The sequence below is a fragment of the Streptomyces sp. NPDC053474 genome, from assembly GCF_044544845.1.
GTDB lineage: Bacteria > Actinomycetota > Actinomycetes > Streptomycetales > Streptomycetaceae > Streptomyces.
This window is the reverse complement of the sequence record NZ_JBITXV010000016.1, coordinates 164,832-182,998: the sequence shown is the minus strand read 5'-3', so window position 1 is coordinate 182,998 and position 18,167 is coordinate 164,832. Positions and strand designations below refer to the sequence as shown.

The 18,167-nt window shown below is 73.4% G+C and carries 1 protein-coding gene and 1 pseudogene; both read left to right on the top strand.

All coding sequences use genetic code 11. The annotated features are described in order from the left end of the window. Nucleotides 1-17 precede the first annotated feature (17 nt). A complete protein-coding gene (locus ACIG3E_RS32245; protein WP_399623099.1) occupies nt 18-10,790 on the top strand; it encodes a type I polyketide synthase in 10,773 nt (3,590 codons plus the stop codon). A gap of 147 nt (nt 10,791-10,937) precedes the next feature. Continuing rightward, nucleotides 10,938-18,163, top strand: a pseudogene (locus ACIG3E_RS32240) (SDR family NAD(P)-dependent oxidoreductase); the annotation flags it as partial. Nucleotides 18,164-18,167 lie beyond the last annotated feature (4 nt).

Sequence of the window (18,167 nt, the reverse complement as noted above, 5' to 3'; positions counted from 1 at the left end):
CTGATTGGGGAATTCAAGTGAGCGCGTCGTATGAAACAGTCGTCCAGGCGCTACGGAAGTCACTGGAAGAGGTCGGCTCGCTGAAGCAGCAGAACCGGCGGCTCCGCGACGCTTCCCGCGAGCCGGTGGCAATCGTGGGGATGGCGTGCCGGTTGCCGGGCGGCGTTGCGGGGCCGGAGGACCTGTGGCGTCTGGTGTCCGAGGGCCGGGACGCGGTCTCGGGGTTCCCCGAGGACCGGGGCTGGGACCTGGACGACCTCTTCGACGCGGACCCCGAAAGCACCGGCACGTCGTACACCCGGCAGGGCGGGTTCCTCCACGAGGCCGGTCTCTTCGACGCGGGGTTCTTCGGCATCTCCCCGCGCGAGGCCCTGGCGATGGACCCCCAACAGCGGCTGCTCCTCGAAACGTCCTGGGAGGCCCTGGAAGCGGCCGGGATCGACCCGGGCACGCTGAAGGGTGCCGACGTGGGGGTGTTCTCCGGGGTGTTCACCCAGGGATACGTGGCCCCGGGGGCTGACGGGGTGACGACGGAGGTGGAGGGCTTCGCGGGCACCGGCGGCTCCACGAGTGTGGCGTCGGGCCGGGTGTCGTACGTGCTCGGTTTCGAGGGTCCGGCGGTCACGGTGGACACGGCGTGCTCGTCGTCGCTGGTGGCGATGCACCTGGCCGCGCAGGCGCTGCGGCAGGGTGAGTGCTCGATGGCCCTGGCCGGGGGCGCGACCGTGATGGCGACGCCCGGGGCCTTCGTGGAGTTCTCCCGGCAGCGCGGGCTGGCCGCTGACGGCCGGTGCAAGGCGTTCTCGTCGTCGGCGGACGGCACCGGGTGGGCCGAGGGCGTGGGCGTGGTCGTACTGGAGCGCCTTTCGGTGGCGCGTGAGCGCGGGCACCGGGTCCTGGCCGTGTTGCGGGGCAGCGCGGTCAACCAGGACGGCGCGTCCAACGGCCTGACCGCCCCGAACGGCCCCGCGCAGCAGCGGGTGATCCGCGGAGCCCTGACTAACGCGGGCCTCTCCCCGGCCGACGTGGACGTGGTGGAGGGCCACGGCACGGGCACGACTCTGGGTGACCCGATCGAGGCGCAGGCCTTGCTCGCGACGTACGGGCAGGGGCGGGAGGCCGAACGGCCGCTGTGGCTGGGCTCGTTGAAGTCGAACATCGGGCATGCGCAGGCCGCCGCCGGGGTGGCCGGTGTGATCAAGATGGTCCAGGCGCTGCGGCACGGGCTCCTCCCGGCCACCCTCCACGTGGACACGCCGACCCCGCAGGTCGACTGGTCCGACGGCGCGGTGGAGCTCCTGACGGAGACGCGCCCATGGCCGCGTGACGGGCGTCCGCGCCGGGCCGGGGTGTCCGCGTTCGGCATGAGCGGGACGAACGCGCATCTGATCCTGGAGGAGGCACCCGAGCAGCCGGTCCCGGAAGGGCCGGGGCCAGTGGGTGTGGTGCCGCTGGTGGTCTCGGCGCGGAGCCAGGCCTCACTCGCGGGCCAGGCGAAGCGCCTCGCCGCCTACCTGGAGTCCGACACCGCCAGCGGGGTGTCACTGGCCTCGGCGGCCGGAGCCCTGGTGGCGGGCCGAGGAGTGTTCGGCGAGCGTGCGGTGGTGGTGGCGGGTTCGGCGGACGAGGCCCTCGGTGGTCTGTGGGCGCTGGCGCGGGGTGAGAGCGGCCCGCATCTGGTGTCGGGCAGTGCGGGTGTGCCGGGCAGGGTGGTGTGGGTGTTCCCGGGGCAGGGGGCGCAGTGGGCAGGTATGGGGCGTGAACTCCTCGACGCTTCGCCGGTGTTCGCGGAGCGGGTGGGGGAGTGTGCGGCCGCCCTTGAGCCGTGGGTGGACTGGTCGCTCATCGACGTACTACGGGGGGAGGTTGAGCCTGAGCTTCTTGAGCGGGTGGATGTGGTGCAGCCCGCGAGTTTCGCGGTGATGCTCGGGCTGGCTTCGGTGTGGGAGTCGGTCGGGGTTCGGCCGGATGCGGTGCTTGGTCACTCGCAGGGGGAGATCGCGGCGGCCTGCGTAGCCGGGGCGTTGTCGCTTGAGGACGCGGTGCGGGTGGTGGCGTTGCGGAGTCAGGCCATCGCGGCGCGGCTGGCCGGGCGTGGAGGCATGGCGTCGGTCGCTCTGAGCGAGGGAGAGGCCGTCACCCGGCTTGAGCCCTGGGCGGATCGGGTGGAGGTCGCGGCCGTCAACGGGCCGTCGTCGGTGGTGGTCGCGGGTGACGCCGAAGCCTTGGACGAGGTGCTGGAGGTCCTGTCCGGTGACGGCATCCGCACCCGCCGCGTGGCGGTGGACTACGCCTCCCACACCCGCCACGTAGAGGACATCCAGGGCACCCTCGCCGAAGCGCTGGCGGAGGTGAGCGCGCAGGCGCCGACGGTTCCGTTCTACTCGACTGTCAGCGGCGGTTGGGTGGCGGACGCCGGGGCGTTGGACGGGGAGTACTGGTACCGCAACCTGCGCGGGCGGGTGGGCTTCGGCCCGGCCGTCACCGACCTCCTGGGGCAGGGCCATGGGGTGTTCGTAGAGGTGAGCGCCCATCCCGTACTCGTACAGCCGGTGACCGAGGCCGTGGACGCGAGCGATGTGGACGCGGTGGTGACGGGCTCGCTGCGCCGGGACGAGGGCGGTTGGCGGCGGCTGCTGGCCTCGATGGCGGAGCTGTTCGTGCGGGGCGTGGCCGTGGACTGGAGTGGTGTGCTGCCTGTGACGGGGTCGGTGCCCGTGGGGTTGCCGACGTACGCCTTCGATCACCAGCACTACTGGCTGAAGCAGGTCGCGGAGGTCACCGACGCGGCGTCGCTGGGGCAGGCGGCTGCGGATCATCCGCTCCTTGGCGCGGTGGTACGGCTTCCGCAGAACGACGGGCTCGTCTTCACCTCGCGCCTTTCCCTGCGGACGCACGCCTGGCTGGCCGACCACAGGGTCGGCGGCGTGGCGATCCTGCCCGGTACGAGTCTTGTGGAGCTGGCGGTGCGGGCTGGTGACGAGGCCGGGTGCGGGGTCCTGGACGAGTTGGTGGTCGAGGCCCCGTTGGTGGTGCCCGAGCGGGGCGGGGTGCGGGTGCGGGTGACCCTGGCCGCACCCGGGGGGAACGGTTCACGCGCGGTGGAGGTGTACGCGCAGCGCGAGGACGACACCGATGGCGATACATGGACGCGGCACGCCACCGGCCTCCTCTCGGTCGCAGAACGGCCCAGTGACAGCGCTGGCGTGGACTTCACCGCCTGGCCGCCGCGCGGCGCGCAGCCGGTCGAGGTGGGGGACTTCTACGAGGCGTTGGCCGAGCGTGGCTACGGCTACGGCCCGGTGTTCCAGGGCGTGCGGGCGGTGTGGCGGCGCGGCGACGAGGTGTTCGCGGAGGTCGCGCTGCCCGAGGAGCAGCGTAAGGAGGCGGGCAGGTACGGCATCCACCCCGCACTGCTGGACGCGGCGCTTCAGGCGGGCACGATCGGTGCGGCCACGCATGACCCTGGAGAGCCGGTGCTGGCCTTCGCGTGGAACGGTCTGGTGCTGCACGCGGCCGGAGCCGCGGCGCTGCGCGTGCGGGTCGCGCCCAGCGGTCAGGACGCGTTGTCGGTCGAGGCGGCGGACGAGACCGGTGGTCTGGTCGTGACCTTGGACTCGCTGGTGTCCCGGCCGGTGTCCACGGACCAGTTGGAGGCCGCGACGGCCGCCACCTCGCTGTTCCACGTGGACTGGACCGAGCTGCCCCCGGCGCGGGAACCGGCACCGTGCCCCCCGTGGGCGCCGGTGGCCAGCGCCGCCGACGTGGCGCTCCTGGCCGGTGAGGTGCCCGCGACGGGCGCCCTGGACGCCGGTGACGGGCCTGTGGTGGGCGTCCTGGAGGCGGTCGGCGGTGACGAGGAAGACGCCGCGCTGACCCTGGCGTCCCAGGTCCTCGCGGTACTCCAAGCGTGGCTGGCCGAGACGGCCCTTGAGGAGTCGCCGCTGGTGGTGGTGACCCGGGGCGCGGTCGCCGCCGGTGGGGAGGACATGGTCACGGACCCGGCGGCGGCCGCGGTGTGGGGCCTGGTGCGGGCCGCGCAGGCCGAGCACCCGGACCGGATCGTCCTGGTGGACACCGACCCCACGGCGGACAGCACGGTGGACGCGGTACTGGGAGCGGTCATGGCCAGCGGGGAGCCGCAGCTCGCGGTGCGCGGGGCGACTCTGTCCCTGCCCCGGCTCGGCCGCTTCGCCGGTCATGCCACGGACGGGCCCGCGGTGTTCGGGCCGGAGGGCACCGTCCTCGTCTCGGGCGCCGGATCGCTGGGCGCCCTGGTGGCCCGCCATCTCGTCACCCGGCACGGCGTGCGGAGCCTGGTCCTCGCCAGTCGGCGGGGCCCGGACGCCGAGGGAGTACCGGAGCTGGTCGCCGAGCTCACCGGGCAGGGCGCGACGGTGGCGGCGATCGCCTGTGACGTGTCCGACCGCGACCAGGTGAAGGCCCTGCTGGCGGCCGTACCGGAGGAGCACCGGCTGACGGGGGTCGTGCACACCGCGGGCGCGTTCGACGACGGGCTGATCGAGGCGCTGTCCCCGGAACGGCTCGCGGGGGTGTTCGCGCCGAAGGTGGACGCGGTGCGGCACCTCGACGAGCTGACGCGCGACCTGGACCTGGACGCGTTCATCGTGTTCTCGTCCGTCGCGGGCCTGTCCGGCGGCGCCGGCCAGGGCAGCTACGCGGCGGCCAACGCCTACCTCGACGGGCTCATGGCGGCCCGCCGGGCGGTGGGCCTGCCCGGCCTCTCACTGGCGTGGGGCCTGTGGGAGCGGAGCCTCGGCATGGCCGGTCACCTCACCGACGTCGACCAGGCGCGGGCGAGCCGCGGCGGTGTGCGGGCGATCGCGGCGGCCGAGGGAATGGAGCTGTTCGACGCCGCCGCGGGGTCCGGGCAGGCGCTGCTCGTGCCGGTCAAACTGGACCTGCGGGGCGTGCGGGCCGCCGCGAAGTCCGGCGGGGCCGTGCCCCCACTGCTGCGCGGCCTCGTCCGCGCGGGCCGCCACCTGGCACGGGCGGCGGGCACCGGAGACGGGCACCGGCAGCTGTCCGCGCGCCTTGCCGGGCTCGCGGAGGCCGAGCAGGAGGCCTTCCTCCTGGATCTGGTGCGGACCGAGGCCGCGGTCGTACTCGGGCACGCCGGGCCGGGAGGCGTGCAGGCCGAGATCGCGTTCAGGGACGCCGGGTTCGACTCCCTGACCTCGGTGGAGCTGCGCAATCGGCTGCGCGAGGCGACCGGCCTGAAACTGCCCGCCACGCTCGTCTTCGACTACCCGACCCCGCTGGCCCTGGCCCGCCAGCTGCACGACGAGGCGGCCGACGTGTCGCGGACGCCGACGCGCCCGACGGCCGTGGCGGCCGTGGCTGCCGACGCGGGTGAGCCGATCGCCATCGTGTCGATGGCGTGCAGGTATCCGGGGGGTGTGGGGTCGCCGGACGAGTTGTGGAGGCTGGTGGCCGACGGGGTGGACGCGGTCACCGGCTTCCCGGACGACCGGGGTTGGGACTTGGAGGGGTTGTTCGACCCGGATCCTGATCACGCCGGTACGTCGTACACGAGTCAGGGTGGTTTCCTGCGCGGGGCGGGGCTCTTCGACGCGGGGTTCTTCGGCATCTCGCCGCGTGAGGCCCTGGCGATGGACCCGCAGCAGCGACTGCTCCTGGAAACCTCCTGGGAGGCCCTGGAGGGGGCCGGGATCGACCCGGGCTCGCTGAAGGGCACCGACGTCGGGGTCTTCACCGGTGTGGCCGGTCAGGGCTACGGCACCGGAGTGATCGCCCCCGAGGTCGAGGGCTTCGCGGGCACGGGTCTCGCGGGCAGCGTCGCGTCGGGCCGGGTCTCGTACGCGTTCGGCTTCGAGGGCCCGGCCGTGTCGGTCGACACCGCCTGCTCGTCCTCCCTGGTGGCGATGCATCTGGCGGCCCAGGCCCTGCGACAGGGCGAGTGCTCGATGGCCCTGGCCGGGGGCGCGATGGTGATGGCCACGCCCGGCGCCTTCATGGCCTTTTCCCGGCAACGGGGACTGGCCGACGACGGGCGGTGCAAGGCGTTCGCGGACGGCGCGGACGGCATGGGCCTCGCCGAGGGTGTGGGCGTGGTCGTACTGGAGCGCCTGTCGGTGGCCCGGGAGCGCGGGCACCGGGTCCTGGCCGTGTTGCGGGGCAGCGCGGTCAACCAGGACGGCGCGTCCAACGGCCTGACCGCCCCGAACGGCCCCGCGCAGCAGCGGGTGATCCGCAAGGCCCTCGACACGGCGGGCCTCAGCCCGGCCGACGTGGACGTGGTGGAGGGCCACGGCACGGGCACGGCCCTGGGCGACCCGATCGAGGCGCAGGCCTTGCTCGCGACGTACGGGCAGGGCAGGGATCCGGAACGGCCGCTGTGGCTGGGCTCGTTGAAGTCGAACATCGGGCATGCGCAGGCCGCTGCGGGTGTGGCCGGTGTGATCAAGATGGTCCAGGCGCTGCGGCACGGCGTCATGCCGCCGACGCTGCACGTCGAGCAGCCGTCCCACCAGGTGGACTGGTCGGCGGGCGCCGTCGAGCTGCTGACCGAGGCCCGCGCGTGGCCGCGCAACGGCCGTCCCCGCCGGGCAGGTGTGTCGTCCTTCGGCGTGAGCGGCACGAACGCGCATCTGATCCTGGAGGAGGCCCCCGACGAGCCGGTCTCGGAAGCTGTCGCCCCCGTGGGCGCGGTGCCGCTGGTCGTGTCGGCACGGAGCCGGAGGTCGCTGGCGGGGCAGGCCGCTCGCCTCGCGGCGTTAGTCGAGGGCGCCGCTGATGGGGTCCCGCTGGCGGACGCGGCCGGGGCGCTGGTGTCGGGCCGGGGGACCTTCGGCGAGCGCGCGGTGGTGATCACCGACTCGGCCGAGGAGGCGCTGACCGGGCTGCGGGCGCTGGCGCGGGGCGAGAGCGCTCCGCATCTGGTGTCGGGCAGTGCGGGTGTGCCGGGCAGGGTGGTGTGGGTGTTCCCCGGGCAGGGGGCGCAGTGGACAGGTATGGGCCGTGAACTCCTTGATTCCTCTGCGGTGTTCGCGGAGCGGGTGGGGGAGTGCGCGGCTGCCCTTGAGCCGTGGGTGGACTGGTCGCTCATCGACGTACTACGGGGGGAGGTTGAGCCTGAGTTCCTTGAGCGGGTGGATGTGGTGCAGCCCGCGAGTTTCGCGGTGATGGTCGGTCTTGCTGCGGTGTGGGCGTCGGTGGGGGTGGTGCCGGATGCGGTGCTTGGTCACTCGCAGGGGGAGATCGCGGCGGCCTGCGTAGCCGGGGCGTTGTCGCTTGAGGATGCGGTGCGGGTGGTGGCGTTGCGGAGTCGGGCCATCGCGGCGGGGCTGGCCGGGCGTGGGGGTATGGCGTCGGTCGCTCTGAGCGAGGGAGAGGCCGTCGCCAAGCTTGGGCCCTGGGTGGGTCGGGTGGAGGTCGCGGCTGTCAACGGGCCCTCGTCCGTGGTGGTCGCGGGTGACGCCGAAGCTTTGGACGAGGTACTGGAGGTCCTGTCCGGTGACGGCATTCGCACCCGCCGCGTGGCGGTGGACTACGCCTCCCACACTCGCCATGTAGAGGACATCCAGGGCGCCCTTGCCGAAGCACTGGCAGGTGTGGACGCGAAGGCCCCGGTGGTGCCGTTCTACTCCACCGTGACTGGCGGCTGGGTGGAGGAAGCCGGGGTCCTGGACGCCGCGTACTGGTACCGTAATTTGCGCGGTCAGGTGCGGTTCGGCCCTGCCGTGGCCGACCTGCTCAGGCAGGGGCACGGCGTGTTCGTAGAGGTCAGCGCCCACCCCGTACTGGTCCAGCCGATCACCGAGGTCGTCGATGCCGCCGACAGTACGGCGGTGGTGACGGGCACGCTGCGGCGCGAGGAGGGCGGACTGCGGCGACTCCTCGCGTCGATGGCGGAGCTGTTCGTGCGGGGCGTAGCCGTGGACTGGAGTGGTGTGCTGCCCGCGCCGGGGTCGCCGCGCGTGGAGTTGCCGACGTACGCCTTCGATCACGAGCACTACTGGCTCACACCGGGCGCGGAAGCGACCGACGCGGCGTCGCTGGGGCAGGCCCCTGCCGATCACCCGCTGCTTGGCGCGGTGGTACGGCTTCCGCAGTCCGACGGGATGGCCTTCACCTCGCGCCTGTCACTGGGGACGCACCCGTGGCTGGCCGACCACGCGATCGGTGGGGTGGTGCTCCTGCCGGGCACGGCTTTGGTGGAGCTGGCGGTGCGGGCCGGTGACGAGACCGGCTGCGGGGTCCTCGAAGAGCTGGTGGTCGAGGCGCCGTTGGTGGTGCCCGAGCACGGCGGGGTGCGGGTGCAGGTCGCGGTGGGCGGACCCGGCGAGACGGGTTCGCGCACGGTGGAGGTGTACTCCCAGCGCGAGGACGGCGCCGAGGCCTGGACGCGGCACGCCACCGGCCTCCTCTCGGCCACGGCCCGGCCGGACGGCGCCGGTACCGGCTTCGACTTCGCGGCCTGGCCACCGCCGGACGCGGAGCCGGTCGAGGTCGGGGACCTGTACGGGGGCCTCGCCGAGCACGGTTACGCGTACGGTCCGGTGTTCCAGGGCGTGCGGGCGGTGTGGCGGCGCGGCGACGAGGTGTTCGCCGAGGTCGCCCTGCCTGAGGAGCAGCGTAAGGAAGCAGCTCGGTACGGCATCCACCCGGCGCTGTTGGACGCGGCGCTTCAGGCGGGCACGATCGGTGCGGCCACGGAAGATCCTGGAGAGCCGGTGCTGGCTTTCGCGTGGAACGGTCTGGTGCTGCACGCGGCCGGGGCTTCCGCGCTGCGCGTGCGGGTCGCGCCCAGCGGTCAGGACGCGTTGTCGGTCGAGGCGGCGGACGAGACCGGTGGTCTGGTCGTGACCTTGGACTCGCTGGTGTCCCGGCCGGTGTCCACGGACCAGTTGGAGGCCGCGACGGTCGCCACCTCGCTGTTCGGCGTGGACTGGACCGAGCTGCCCCCGGTGCGAGGGGCGGGCTCCGCACTGTCGTGGATGTCGGTGTACGCCGCCGACGACGTGGCGATGCTGGCGGACGAGGTGGCATCGGGCGCGGCCGTGCCGATGGCGGCGGCCTTCGAGGCCTTCGGCGGTGACGGTGAGGACGCGGTACTCGCCCTGTCCACAAGGGTGTTGGAGGTGGTCCAGGCGTGGCTTGCCGGGGCCGGTCTTGAGGAGTCGCGGCTCGTCGTGCTGACGCGGGGCGCGGTGCCCGCCGGGGACGGCACGGTGACGGATCCGGCGGCGTCCGCGGTCTGGGGCCTGGTACGGGCCGCGCAGGCCGAGAACCCGGACCGCCTGGTCCTCCTCGACCTCGACCCGGCCGCCGACGACGACCCGGGCTCCGTGCTGGACGCGGTCCTCGCTGCGGTACTCGCCACCGGTGAGCCCCAGCTCGCCCTCCGGGGCACGGGGTTGAGCGTGCCCCGGCTCGCCCGCGTATCGGATCAACTCGCAGACGCGCAGGCGGCGTTCGGGGATGCGGGGACCGTCCTCGTCTCGGGCGGTGGGTCGCTGGGTGCCCTGGTGGCCCGGCATCTCGTCAGCCGGTACGGAGTGCGGAGCCTGGTGCTCGCGAGCCGTCGGGGCGCGGACGCCGAGGGGGTAGCGGAGTTGGTCGCCGAGTTGGCCGAGCGGGGCGCGACGGTGTCGGCCGTGGCGTGTGATGTGTCGGATCGCGAGCAGGTGAAGGCCCTGTTGGCGTCCGTGAGCAGTGGCGAACATCCGCTGACGGGTGTCGTTCATACGGCGGGTGTCTTCGATGCCGGTGTGGTCGGGGCGCTGACTGCGGAGCGTGTGGCGGGGGTGTTCGCGCCGAAGGTGGATGCGGTGCGGCATCTCGACGAGTTGACGCGGGGTCTGGGTCTGGAGGCGTTCGTCGTGTATTCGTCGGCCTCGTCGGTGTTCATGGGGGCGGGCAGTGGCGGTTACGCGGCGGCGAACGCGTTCCTGGACGGTCTGATGGCGCACCGGCGGGCCTTGGGCCTGCCCGGCCTCTCGCTCGCCTGGGGCCCCTGGGAGCAGACCACCGGCATGGCGGACACCATCGACGACCTCACCCGGACGCGGATGAGCCGTCGAGAAGGGCGCGGCGGCGTCCTGGCGCTCAAGTCCGCCGAGGGCATGGAACTCTTCGACGCGGCCGTGGCGTCCGGGCGGTCGCTGCTCGTGCCGGTCAAACTGGACCTGCGGGAAGCGCGTGCGGACGCGGCGGCGGGCGGCGTTCCGCCCCTGCTGCGCGGCCTCGTCCGCGCGGGCCGACAGCAGGCCCGGGCGGCGGGGGACACCGGCGGCGACCACCGGCAGCTGTCGGAGCGCCTGACCGGGCTGCCCGCGGCCGAGCGAACGAAGCTCCTGCTGGACCTGGTGCGGACGCAGGCCGCGGTGGTGCTCGGGCACGCCGGGCCGTCGGCTGTGCGCCCGGACCTGGCGTTCAACGAGGCCGGGTTCGACTCGCTCACGGCGGTGGAGCTGCGCAACCGGCTGCGCGGGGCTACCGGCCTGAAGCTGCCCGCCACGCTCGTCTTCGACCATCCGACACCCCAAGCCCTCGCCGCCTACCTGCTCGGCGAACTCGCCCCCGGCAGCGCGTCCCCCGCCGATCCGGTCCTCGCCGGACTCGCCGGGCTGGAGACGGCCATCGACGCGGCGGCGGACGACGAGGAGGCCCGGGACCGGATCACCGTACGCCTGCGGGAACTGCTGAAGGCGGCCGAGGCGGCGGGCAGCGGTGACGCGGCGGACGAGGACCTCGACACCGCGAGCGACGAGGAGCTGTTCGCGATCTTCGACCGGCTCGACTGAGCCGGACCGTACGGCGCCTCGCGCCCCACCCACGGGACGCGAGGGGCCCCACCCACGGGACGCGAGGGATCCCACGCACGGGACGACCCACAGCAATCGCACACATCGAATTCCTGGGAGCTGAATTCAGTGGCTGACGAGGTGCAACTCCGCGACTACCTCAAGAGGGCCATCGCCGACGCCCGCGACGCCCGCAAGCGCCTGCGCGAGGTCGAGGACCAGGCGCGGGAACCGATCGCCATCGTGTCGATGGCGTGCAGGTATCCGGGGGGTGTGGGGTCGCCGGACGAGCTGTGGAGGCTGGTGGCCGACGGGGTGGACGCGGTCACCGGCTTCCCGGACGACCGGGGTTGGGACTTGGAGGGGTTGTTCGACCCGGATCCTGATCACGCCGGTACGTCGTACACGAGTCAGGGTGGTTTCCTGCGCGGGGCGGGGCTCTTCGACGCGGGGTTCTTCGGCATCTCGCCGCGTGAGGCCCTGGCGATGGACCCGCAGCAGCGACTGCTCCTGGAAACCTCCTGGGAGGCGTTGGAACAGGCGGGCATCGACCCCCTGTCGCTGAAGGGCACCGACGTCGGGGTGTTCTCCGGCGTGTCCAGCCAGGGCTACGGCGCCGGTGCCGGGGTGGTGACACCGGAGTCGGAGGGCTTCGCGGGCACGGGTGCGACGCCGAGCGTGGCCTCGGGTCGGGTGGCGTACGTGTTCGGCTTCGAGGGCCCGGCGGTCACCGTGGACACGGCCTGCTCCTCGTCCCTGGTCGCGATGCACCTGGCGGCGCAGGCGCTGCGGCACGGCGACTGCTCGATGGCCCTGGCCGGGGGCGCGATGGTGATGGCCACACCCGGCAACTTCGTGGCGTTCTCCCGGCAGCGCGGCCTGGCCACGGACGGCCGGTGCAAGGCCTTCGCGGACGGCGCCGACGGCATGGGCCTCGCCGAGGGCGCGGGCGTGGTCGTGCTCGAACGCCTCTCGGTGGCCCGCGAGCGCGGCCACCAGGTCCTCGCGGTGCTGCGGGCCAGCGCGGTCAACCAGGACGGCGCCTCCAACGGCCTCACCGCCCCCAACGGCCCCGCGCAACAGCGGGTCATCCGCAGCGCCCTGGCCCACGCGGGCCTCACCCCGGCCGACGTGGACGTGGTGGAGGGCCACGGCACGGGCACGGCCCTCGGCGACCCGATCGAGGCGCAGGCGCTCCTCGCCACGTACGGACGGGACAGGAATCCCGAACAGCCGCTCTGGCTCGGCTCGTTGAAGTCGAACATCGGCCACACGCAGGCCGCCGCCGGTGTGGGCAGCGTGATCAAGATGGTGCAGGCGCTGCGCCACGGCATCATGCCGCCCACGCTGCACGCGCAGGCGCCCACGACCGAGGTCGACTGGTCGACGGGCGCGGTGGAACTCCTGACGGAGGCCCGCGCGTGGCCGCGCGACGGCCGTCCCCGCCGGGCTGGTGTGTCCTCGTTCGGCGTGAGCGGGACGAACGCGCATCTGATCCTGGAGGAGGCGCCCGAGGAGCCGGTCGCGGAGGATCCGGCCCCTGTGGGTGTGGTGCCGCTGGTGGTGTCGGCGCGGAGCCTGGGGGCGCTGTCGGGACAGGCCGGGCGTCTCGCGACGTTCCTCGAGACGGCCGATGGGACACCCCTGGCCACGGTGGCCGGAGCCCTGGTGTCCGGCCGGGCGCTCCTCGACGACCGCGCGGTGGTCGTGGCGGACTCGACCGAGGACGCGCTCACCGGGCTGCGGGCGTTGGCGCGCGGCGAGAGCGGCCCGAACGTCGTCTCCGGGAGCGTCGCGGGCTCCGGTGTCCCGGGCGACCTTGTGCTGGTGTTTCCGGGGCAGGGGGCGCAGTGGGCAGGTATGGGGCGTGAACTCCTCGATTCCTCGGCGGTGTTCGCGGAGCGGGTGGGGGAGTGTGCGGCGGCGTTGGGGCCGTGGGTGGACTGGTCGCTTGTCGACGTACTACGGGGTGAGGCTGATCCCGAGTTCCTTGAGCGGGTGGATGTGGTGCAGCCTGCGAGTTTCGCCGTGATGCTGGGTTTGGCTGCGGTGTGGGAGTCCGTTGGGGTTCGGCCGGACGCGGTGCTTGGTCACTCGCAGGGGGAGATCGCGGCGGCTTGCGTAGCCGGGGCGTTGTCGCTTGAAGATGCGTCCCGTGTGGTGGCGTTGCGGAGTCAGGCCATCGCTCGCGACCTGGCCGGGCGTGGGGGTATGGCTTCGGTCGCGCTCGGCGAGGCAGAGGTGGCCACGCGGCTGGAGCCCTGGGCAGGCCGGGTGGAGGTCGCCGCTGTCAACGGGCCGTCGTCGGTGGTGGTCGCGGGTGCCGCCGAAGCTTTGGACGAGGTGCTGGAGGCCCTGTCCGGTGACGGTGTGCGCACGCGCCGGGTCGCGGTGGACTACGCCTCCCACACCCGCCACGTAGAGGACATCCAGGGCACCCTTGCCGAAGCACTGGCAGGTGTGGACGCGAAGGCCCCGGTGGTGCCGTTCTACTCGACCGTGACTGGCGGCTGGGTGGAGGAAGCCGGGGTCCTGGACGCCGGGTACTGGTACCGCAACCTACGCGGTCAGGTGCGGTTCGGTCCCGCCGTCGCCGACCTTCTCGCGCAGGGCCACGGCGTGTTCGTAGAGGCCAGCGCCCACCCCGTACTGGTCCAGCCGATCACCGAGGTCGTCGATGCCGCCGACAGTACGGCGGTGGTGACGGGCACGCTGCGGCGCGAGGAGGGCGGACGACGGCGACTCCTGGCCTCGATGGCCGAGCTGTTCGTGCGGGGCGTAGCTGTCGACTGGCATGGTGTGCTGCCCACGCGATCCGCGCGCGTGCCCCTGCCCACGTACGCCTTCGACCACCAGCACTACTGGCTCACACCGGGCGCGGAGCCGACCGACGCGGCGTCGCTGGGGCAGACCTCTGCCGATCACCCGCTGCTTGGCGCGGTCGTGCGCCTTCCGCACTCCGACGGCCTCGTCCTCACGTCCCGCCTCTCGCTCCGCGCTCACCCCTGGCTGGCCGACCACGCCGTCGGTGGCGCGGTGCTCCTGCCGGGCACGGCTTTGGTGGAACTGGTGGTGCGGGCCGGTGACGAGACCGGCTGCGGGGTCCTCGAAGAGCTGGTGATCGAGGCGCCGTTGGTGGTGCCCGAGCACGGTGGCGTCCGGGTGCAGGTCGCGGTGGGCGGACCGGGCGGGACCGGCGCGCGGAGCGTGGAGGTGTACTCCCAGCGCGAGGACGGCGCCGATGCCTGGACACGCCACGCCACCGGCCAGGTGACGGCATCCTCGGCCACAGCAGGGGCGAGGCCGGACCACGACTTCGCCGCCTGGCCGCCCCCCGGCGCGCAGAAGGTCGACGTAGAAACGGGTGACTTCTACGACGGACTGGCCGCGCGGGGCTTCGGCTACGGCCCGGCGTTCCAGGGCGTGCGCGCGGCGTGGCGGTGCGGCGACGAGGTGTTCGCCGAGGTCGCCCTGCCCGAGGAACAGCGCAAGGAAGCAACCCGGTACGGCATCCACCCCGCGCTCCTCGACGCGGCCCTGCAAGTGGCGACGTTCGCCGCCGCCGCGGACCCGGCGGCGGAGGACTCCGGGGAACCGATCCTCGCGTTCGCGTGGAACGGCCTCGTGCTGCACGCGGCCGGGGCTTCCGCGCTGCGTGTACGCGTCGCGCCGTGCGGCCCCGACGCGTTGTCCGTGCAGGCCGCGGACGAGACCGGTGGCCTGGTCGTGACCATGGACTCGCTGGTGTCCCGGCCGGTGTCCGCCGACCAGGTGGAGGCCGTGCCAGCCGCCACCTCGCTGTTCGGCGTGGACTGGACCGAACTGCCGCAGCCGCGGGGCGAGCCGCGGGCCTGGGTGCCCGTGGCCACCACTGACGAGGTGGCGGCCCTGGTCGGGCGCGCCGACGTCCCCCCGGTGGCCGTCCTGGAAGCCGTCGGCGGCGATGGCGAGGACGCCGTACTCGCCCTGACCACCCAGGTGTTGGCGGTCGTACAGGCGTGGCTGGCCGAGGCCGATCTCGAAGAGTCACGCCTGGTGGTCGCGACGCGGGGCGCGGTGCCCGCCGGGGACGGCGCGGTGACGGATCCGGCGGCGTCCGCGGTCTGGGGCCTGGTACGGGCCGCGCAGGCCGAGAACCCGGACCGCCTGGTCCTCCTTGACCTCGACCCGGCCTCCCCGGAGGGTGTGGGCTCCGCCCTGGGGCCGGTGCTCGCCAGCGGTGAGCCGCAGATCGCGGTGCGCGGAACGACCTTCACCGTGCCTCGGCTCGCCCGCGTATCGGATCAACACGCAGACGCGCAGGCGGCGTTCGGGGATGCGGGGACCGTCCTTGTCTCGGGTGGTGGGTCGCTGGGTGCCCTGGTGGCCCGGCATCTCGTCAGCCGGTATGGAGTACGCAGCCTGGTGCTCGCCAGTCGCCGGGGCACGGACGCCGAGGGCGTACCGGAACTCGTCGCCGAGCTCACCGCGCGGGGCACGACGGTGTCGGTGGTCGCCTGCGACGTATCCGATCGCGAGCAGGTGAAGGCCCTGTTGGCGTCCGTCAGCAGTGGCGAACATCCGCTGACGGGTGTCGTTCATACGGCGGGTGTCTTCGATGCCGGTGTGGTCGGGGCGCTGACTGCGGAGCGTGTGGCGGGGGTGTTCGCGCCGAAGGTGGATGCGGTGCGGCATCTCGACGAGTTGACGCGGGGTCTGGGTCTGGGGGCGTTCGTCGTGTATTCGTCGGCCTCGTCGGTGTTCATGGGGGCGGGCAGTGGCGGTTACGCGGCGGCGAACGCGTTCCTGGACGGTCTGATGGCGCACCGGCGGGCCTTGGGCCTGCCCGGCCTCTCGCTCGCCTGGGGCACGTGGGAGCACGCCACCAACATGACCACCCACCTCAGCTCCGCCGACCAGACGCGCATGAGCCGGCGCGCCCACCGCACCGGCGTCGTGGGGATCAAACCTGCCGAGGGCATGGAACTCTTCGACGCCGCCGTGGCGTCCGGACGGTCGCTGCTCGTGCCGGTCAAACTGGACCTCCAGGGCGTGCGGGCCGGAGCGGCGGGCGGCGGCGGAGTGCCGCCCCTGCTGCGCGGCCTCGTACCGGCGGTACGGCAGCAGGCCCGGGCGGCGGCCGCGAGCGACGGCGAACTGGTGCGCCGCCTGGCCGGGCTCGCCGCCGCGGAGCAGGAGGCCCTGCTGCTCGACCTGGTGCGGACGCAGGCCGCGGTCGTGCTCGGGCACAGCGGGCCGGGCGGGGTGCGGGCGGACACGGCGTTCAAGGACGTGGGGTTCGACTCGCTCACCTCGGTGGAGCTGCGCAACCGGCTGCGCGAGGCGACCGGCCTGAAACTGCCCGCCACACTCGTCTTCGACCAGCCGAACCCGCTGGCCCTCGCCCGGCATCTGCGCGACGGCCTCGGCGTGAGCGACGACGTGCTCGCCCGCGTGCACGCGCGGATCGAGGACGTCGAGGCGCTGATCGGCGCCCTGCCCCTCGACGCGGCCATGAAGTCCAGCGTCGCGCTACGCCTGCAAGGCCTGGTGGCCAGGTGCAACGGCGTGCTCGGGCGGACGGACGCCGCCACCGTCGCGGAGCAGCTGGAATCCGCGTCGGCCGACGAAGTCCTCGACTTCATCGATGACGAACTGGGGCTCGTGTGAGACCGGCACGCGCCGGGTCCCCTCCGGGACCGGTGCGAGGCTCCGCGGTTCCACCCAACCTTCGTGAGGACTGAACAATGGCCACGGACGAAAAACTCCTCCAGTACCTCAAGCGCGTCACGACCGAACTGCACCAGCTGCGGAAACAAGGCTCCTCCCACGCGGGCGAGCCCGTGGCGATCGTGGGGATGGCCTGTCGGCTGCCGGGCGGGGTGACGGGGCCGGAGGAACTGTGGCGCCTGGTGTCCGAGGGGCGGGACGCGGTGTCGGGATTCCCCGACGACCGGGGCTGGGAGCTGGACGGCCTCTTCGACCCGGACCCCGACAACCCCGGTACGTCCTACACCGACCAGGGCGGCTTCCTGCGCGGCGCGGGCCTCTTCGACCCCGGCTTCTTCGGCATCTCACCCCGCGAGGCCCTGGCCATGGACCCGCAGCAGCGACTGCTCCTGGAAACCTCCTGGGAGGCGTTGGAACAGGCGGGCATCGACCCCCTGTCACTGAAGGGCACCGACGTCGGTGTCTTCACCGGCGTGTCCAGCCAGGGCTACGGAGCCGGAGCCGGAGCCATCGCCCCGGAGCTGGAGAGCTTCACCGGCACGGGCGTGGCCGGAAGCGTGGCCTCCGGCCGGGTGTCGTACGTCTTCGGCTTCGAGGGCCCGGCCGTCACCGTGGACACCGCGTGCTCCTCGTCGCTCGTGGCCCTCCACCTGGCCGCGCAGGCGCTGCGGCAGGGCGAGTGCTCGATGGCCCTGGCCGGGGGCGCGATGGTGATGTCGACGCCCGGCACGTTCGTGGCGTTCTCGCGGCAGCGCGGCATGGCCTCCGACGGCCGGTGCAAGGCGTACGCCGACGGCGCCGACGGCATGGGCCTCGCCGAGGGCGCGGGCGTGGTGGTCCTGGAGCGCCTCTCGGTCGCACAGGAGCGCGGCCACCGGATCCTCGCCGTCGTCCGGGGCAGCGCGGTCAACCAGGACGGCGCCTCCAACGGCCTCACCGCCCCCAACGGCCCCTCGCAGGAGCGCGTGATCCGCAAGGCCCTCGCCGGAGCCGGACTCGTCCCCGCAGACGTGGACGTCGTGGAGGGCCACGGCACCGGGACCGCGCTGGGCGACCCGATCGAGGCCCAGGCCCTCCTCGCCACGTACGGGCAGGGCCGCGACCCGCGACGGCCCCTGTGGCTCGGCTCGCTGAAGTCGAACATCGGCCACACGCAGGCCGCCGCCGGTGTCGCCAGCGTGATCAAAGTGGTGCAGGCGCTCCGCCACGGCGTCATGCCGCCCACGCTGCACGCCCAGGAGCCCACCACCGAAGTGGACTGGTCGACGGGCGCGGTCGAACTCCTGACGGAGGCGCGCGCGTGGCCGCGCGACGACCGCCCCCGCCGGGCCGGAGTCTCCTCGTTCGGGATCAGCGGCACCAACGCTCATCTGATCCTGGAGGAAGCACCCCCGGTCGCGGCCGCGCCGCTCCCCGAACGGACGGAACCCGACGGCGTGGTACCCCTGGTGGTCTCGGCACACGGCGCCGGGGCGCTGGCGGGCCAGGCCGCACGCCTCACGTCGTACATCCGGTCGCCGGAGCCCGGTGAGTCCGGCGGCGCGGCCCTCGCGGACGTCGCCCGGGCGCTCCTGTCGGACCGCGCGCTGCTCCACGAACGCGCCGTGGTCGTCGCCCGCTCGGCCGACGAGGCGATGACCGGCCTCGGCGCGCTCGCGCGGGGCGAGA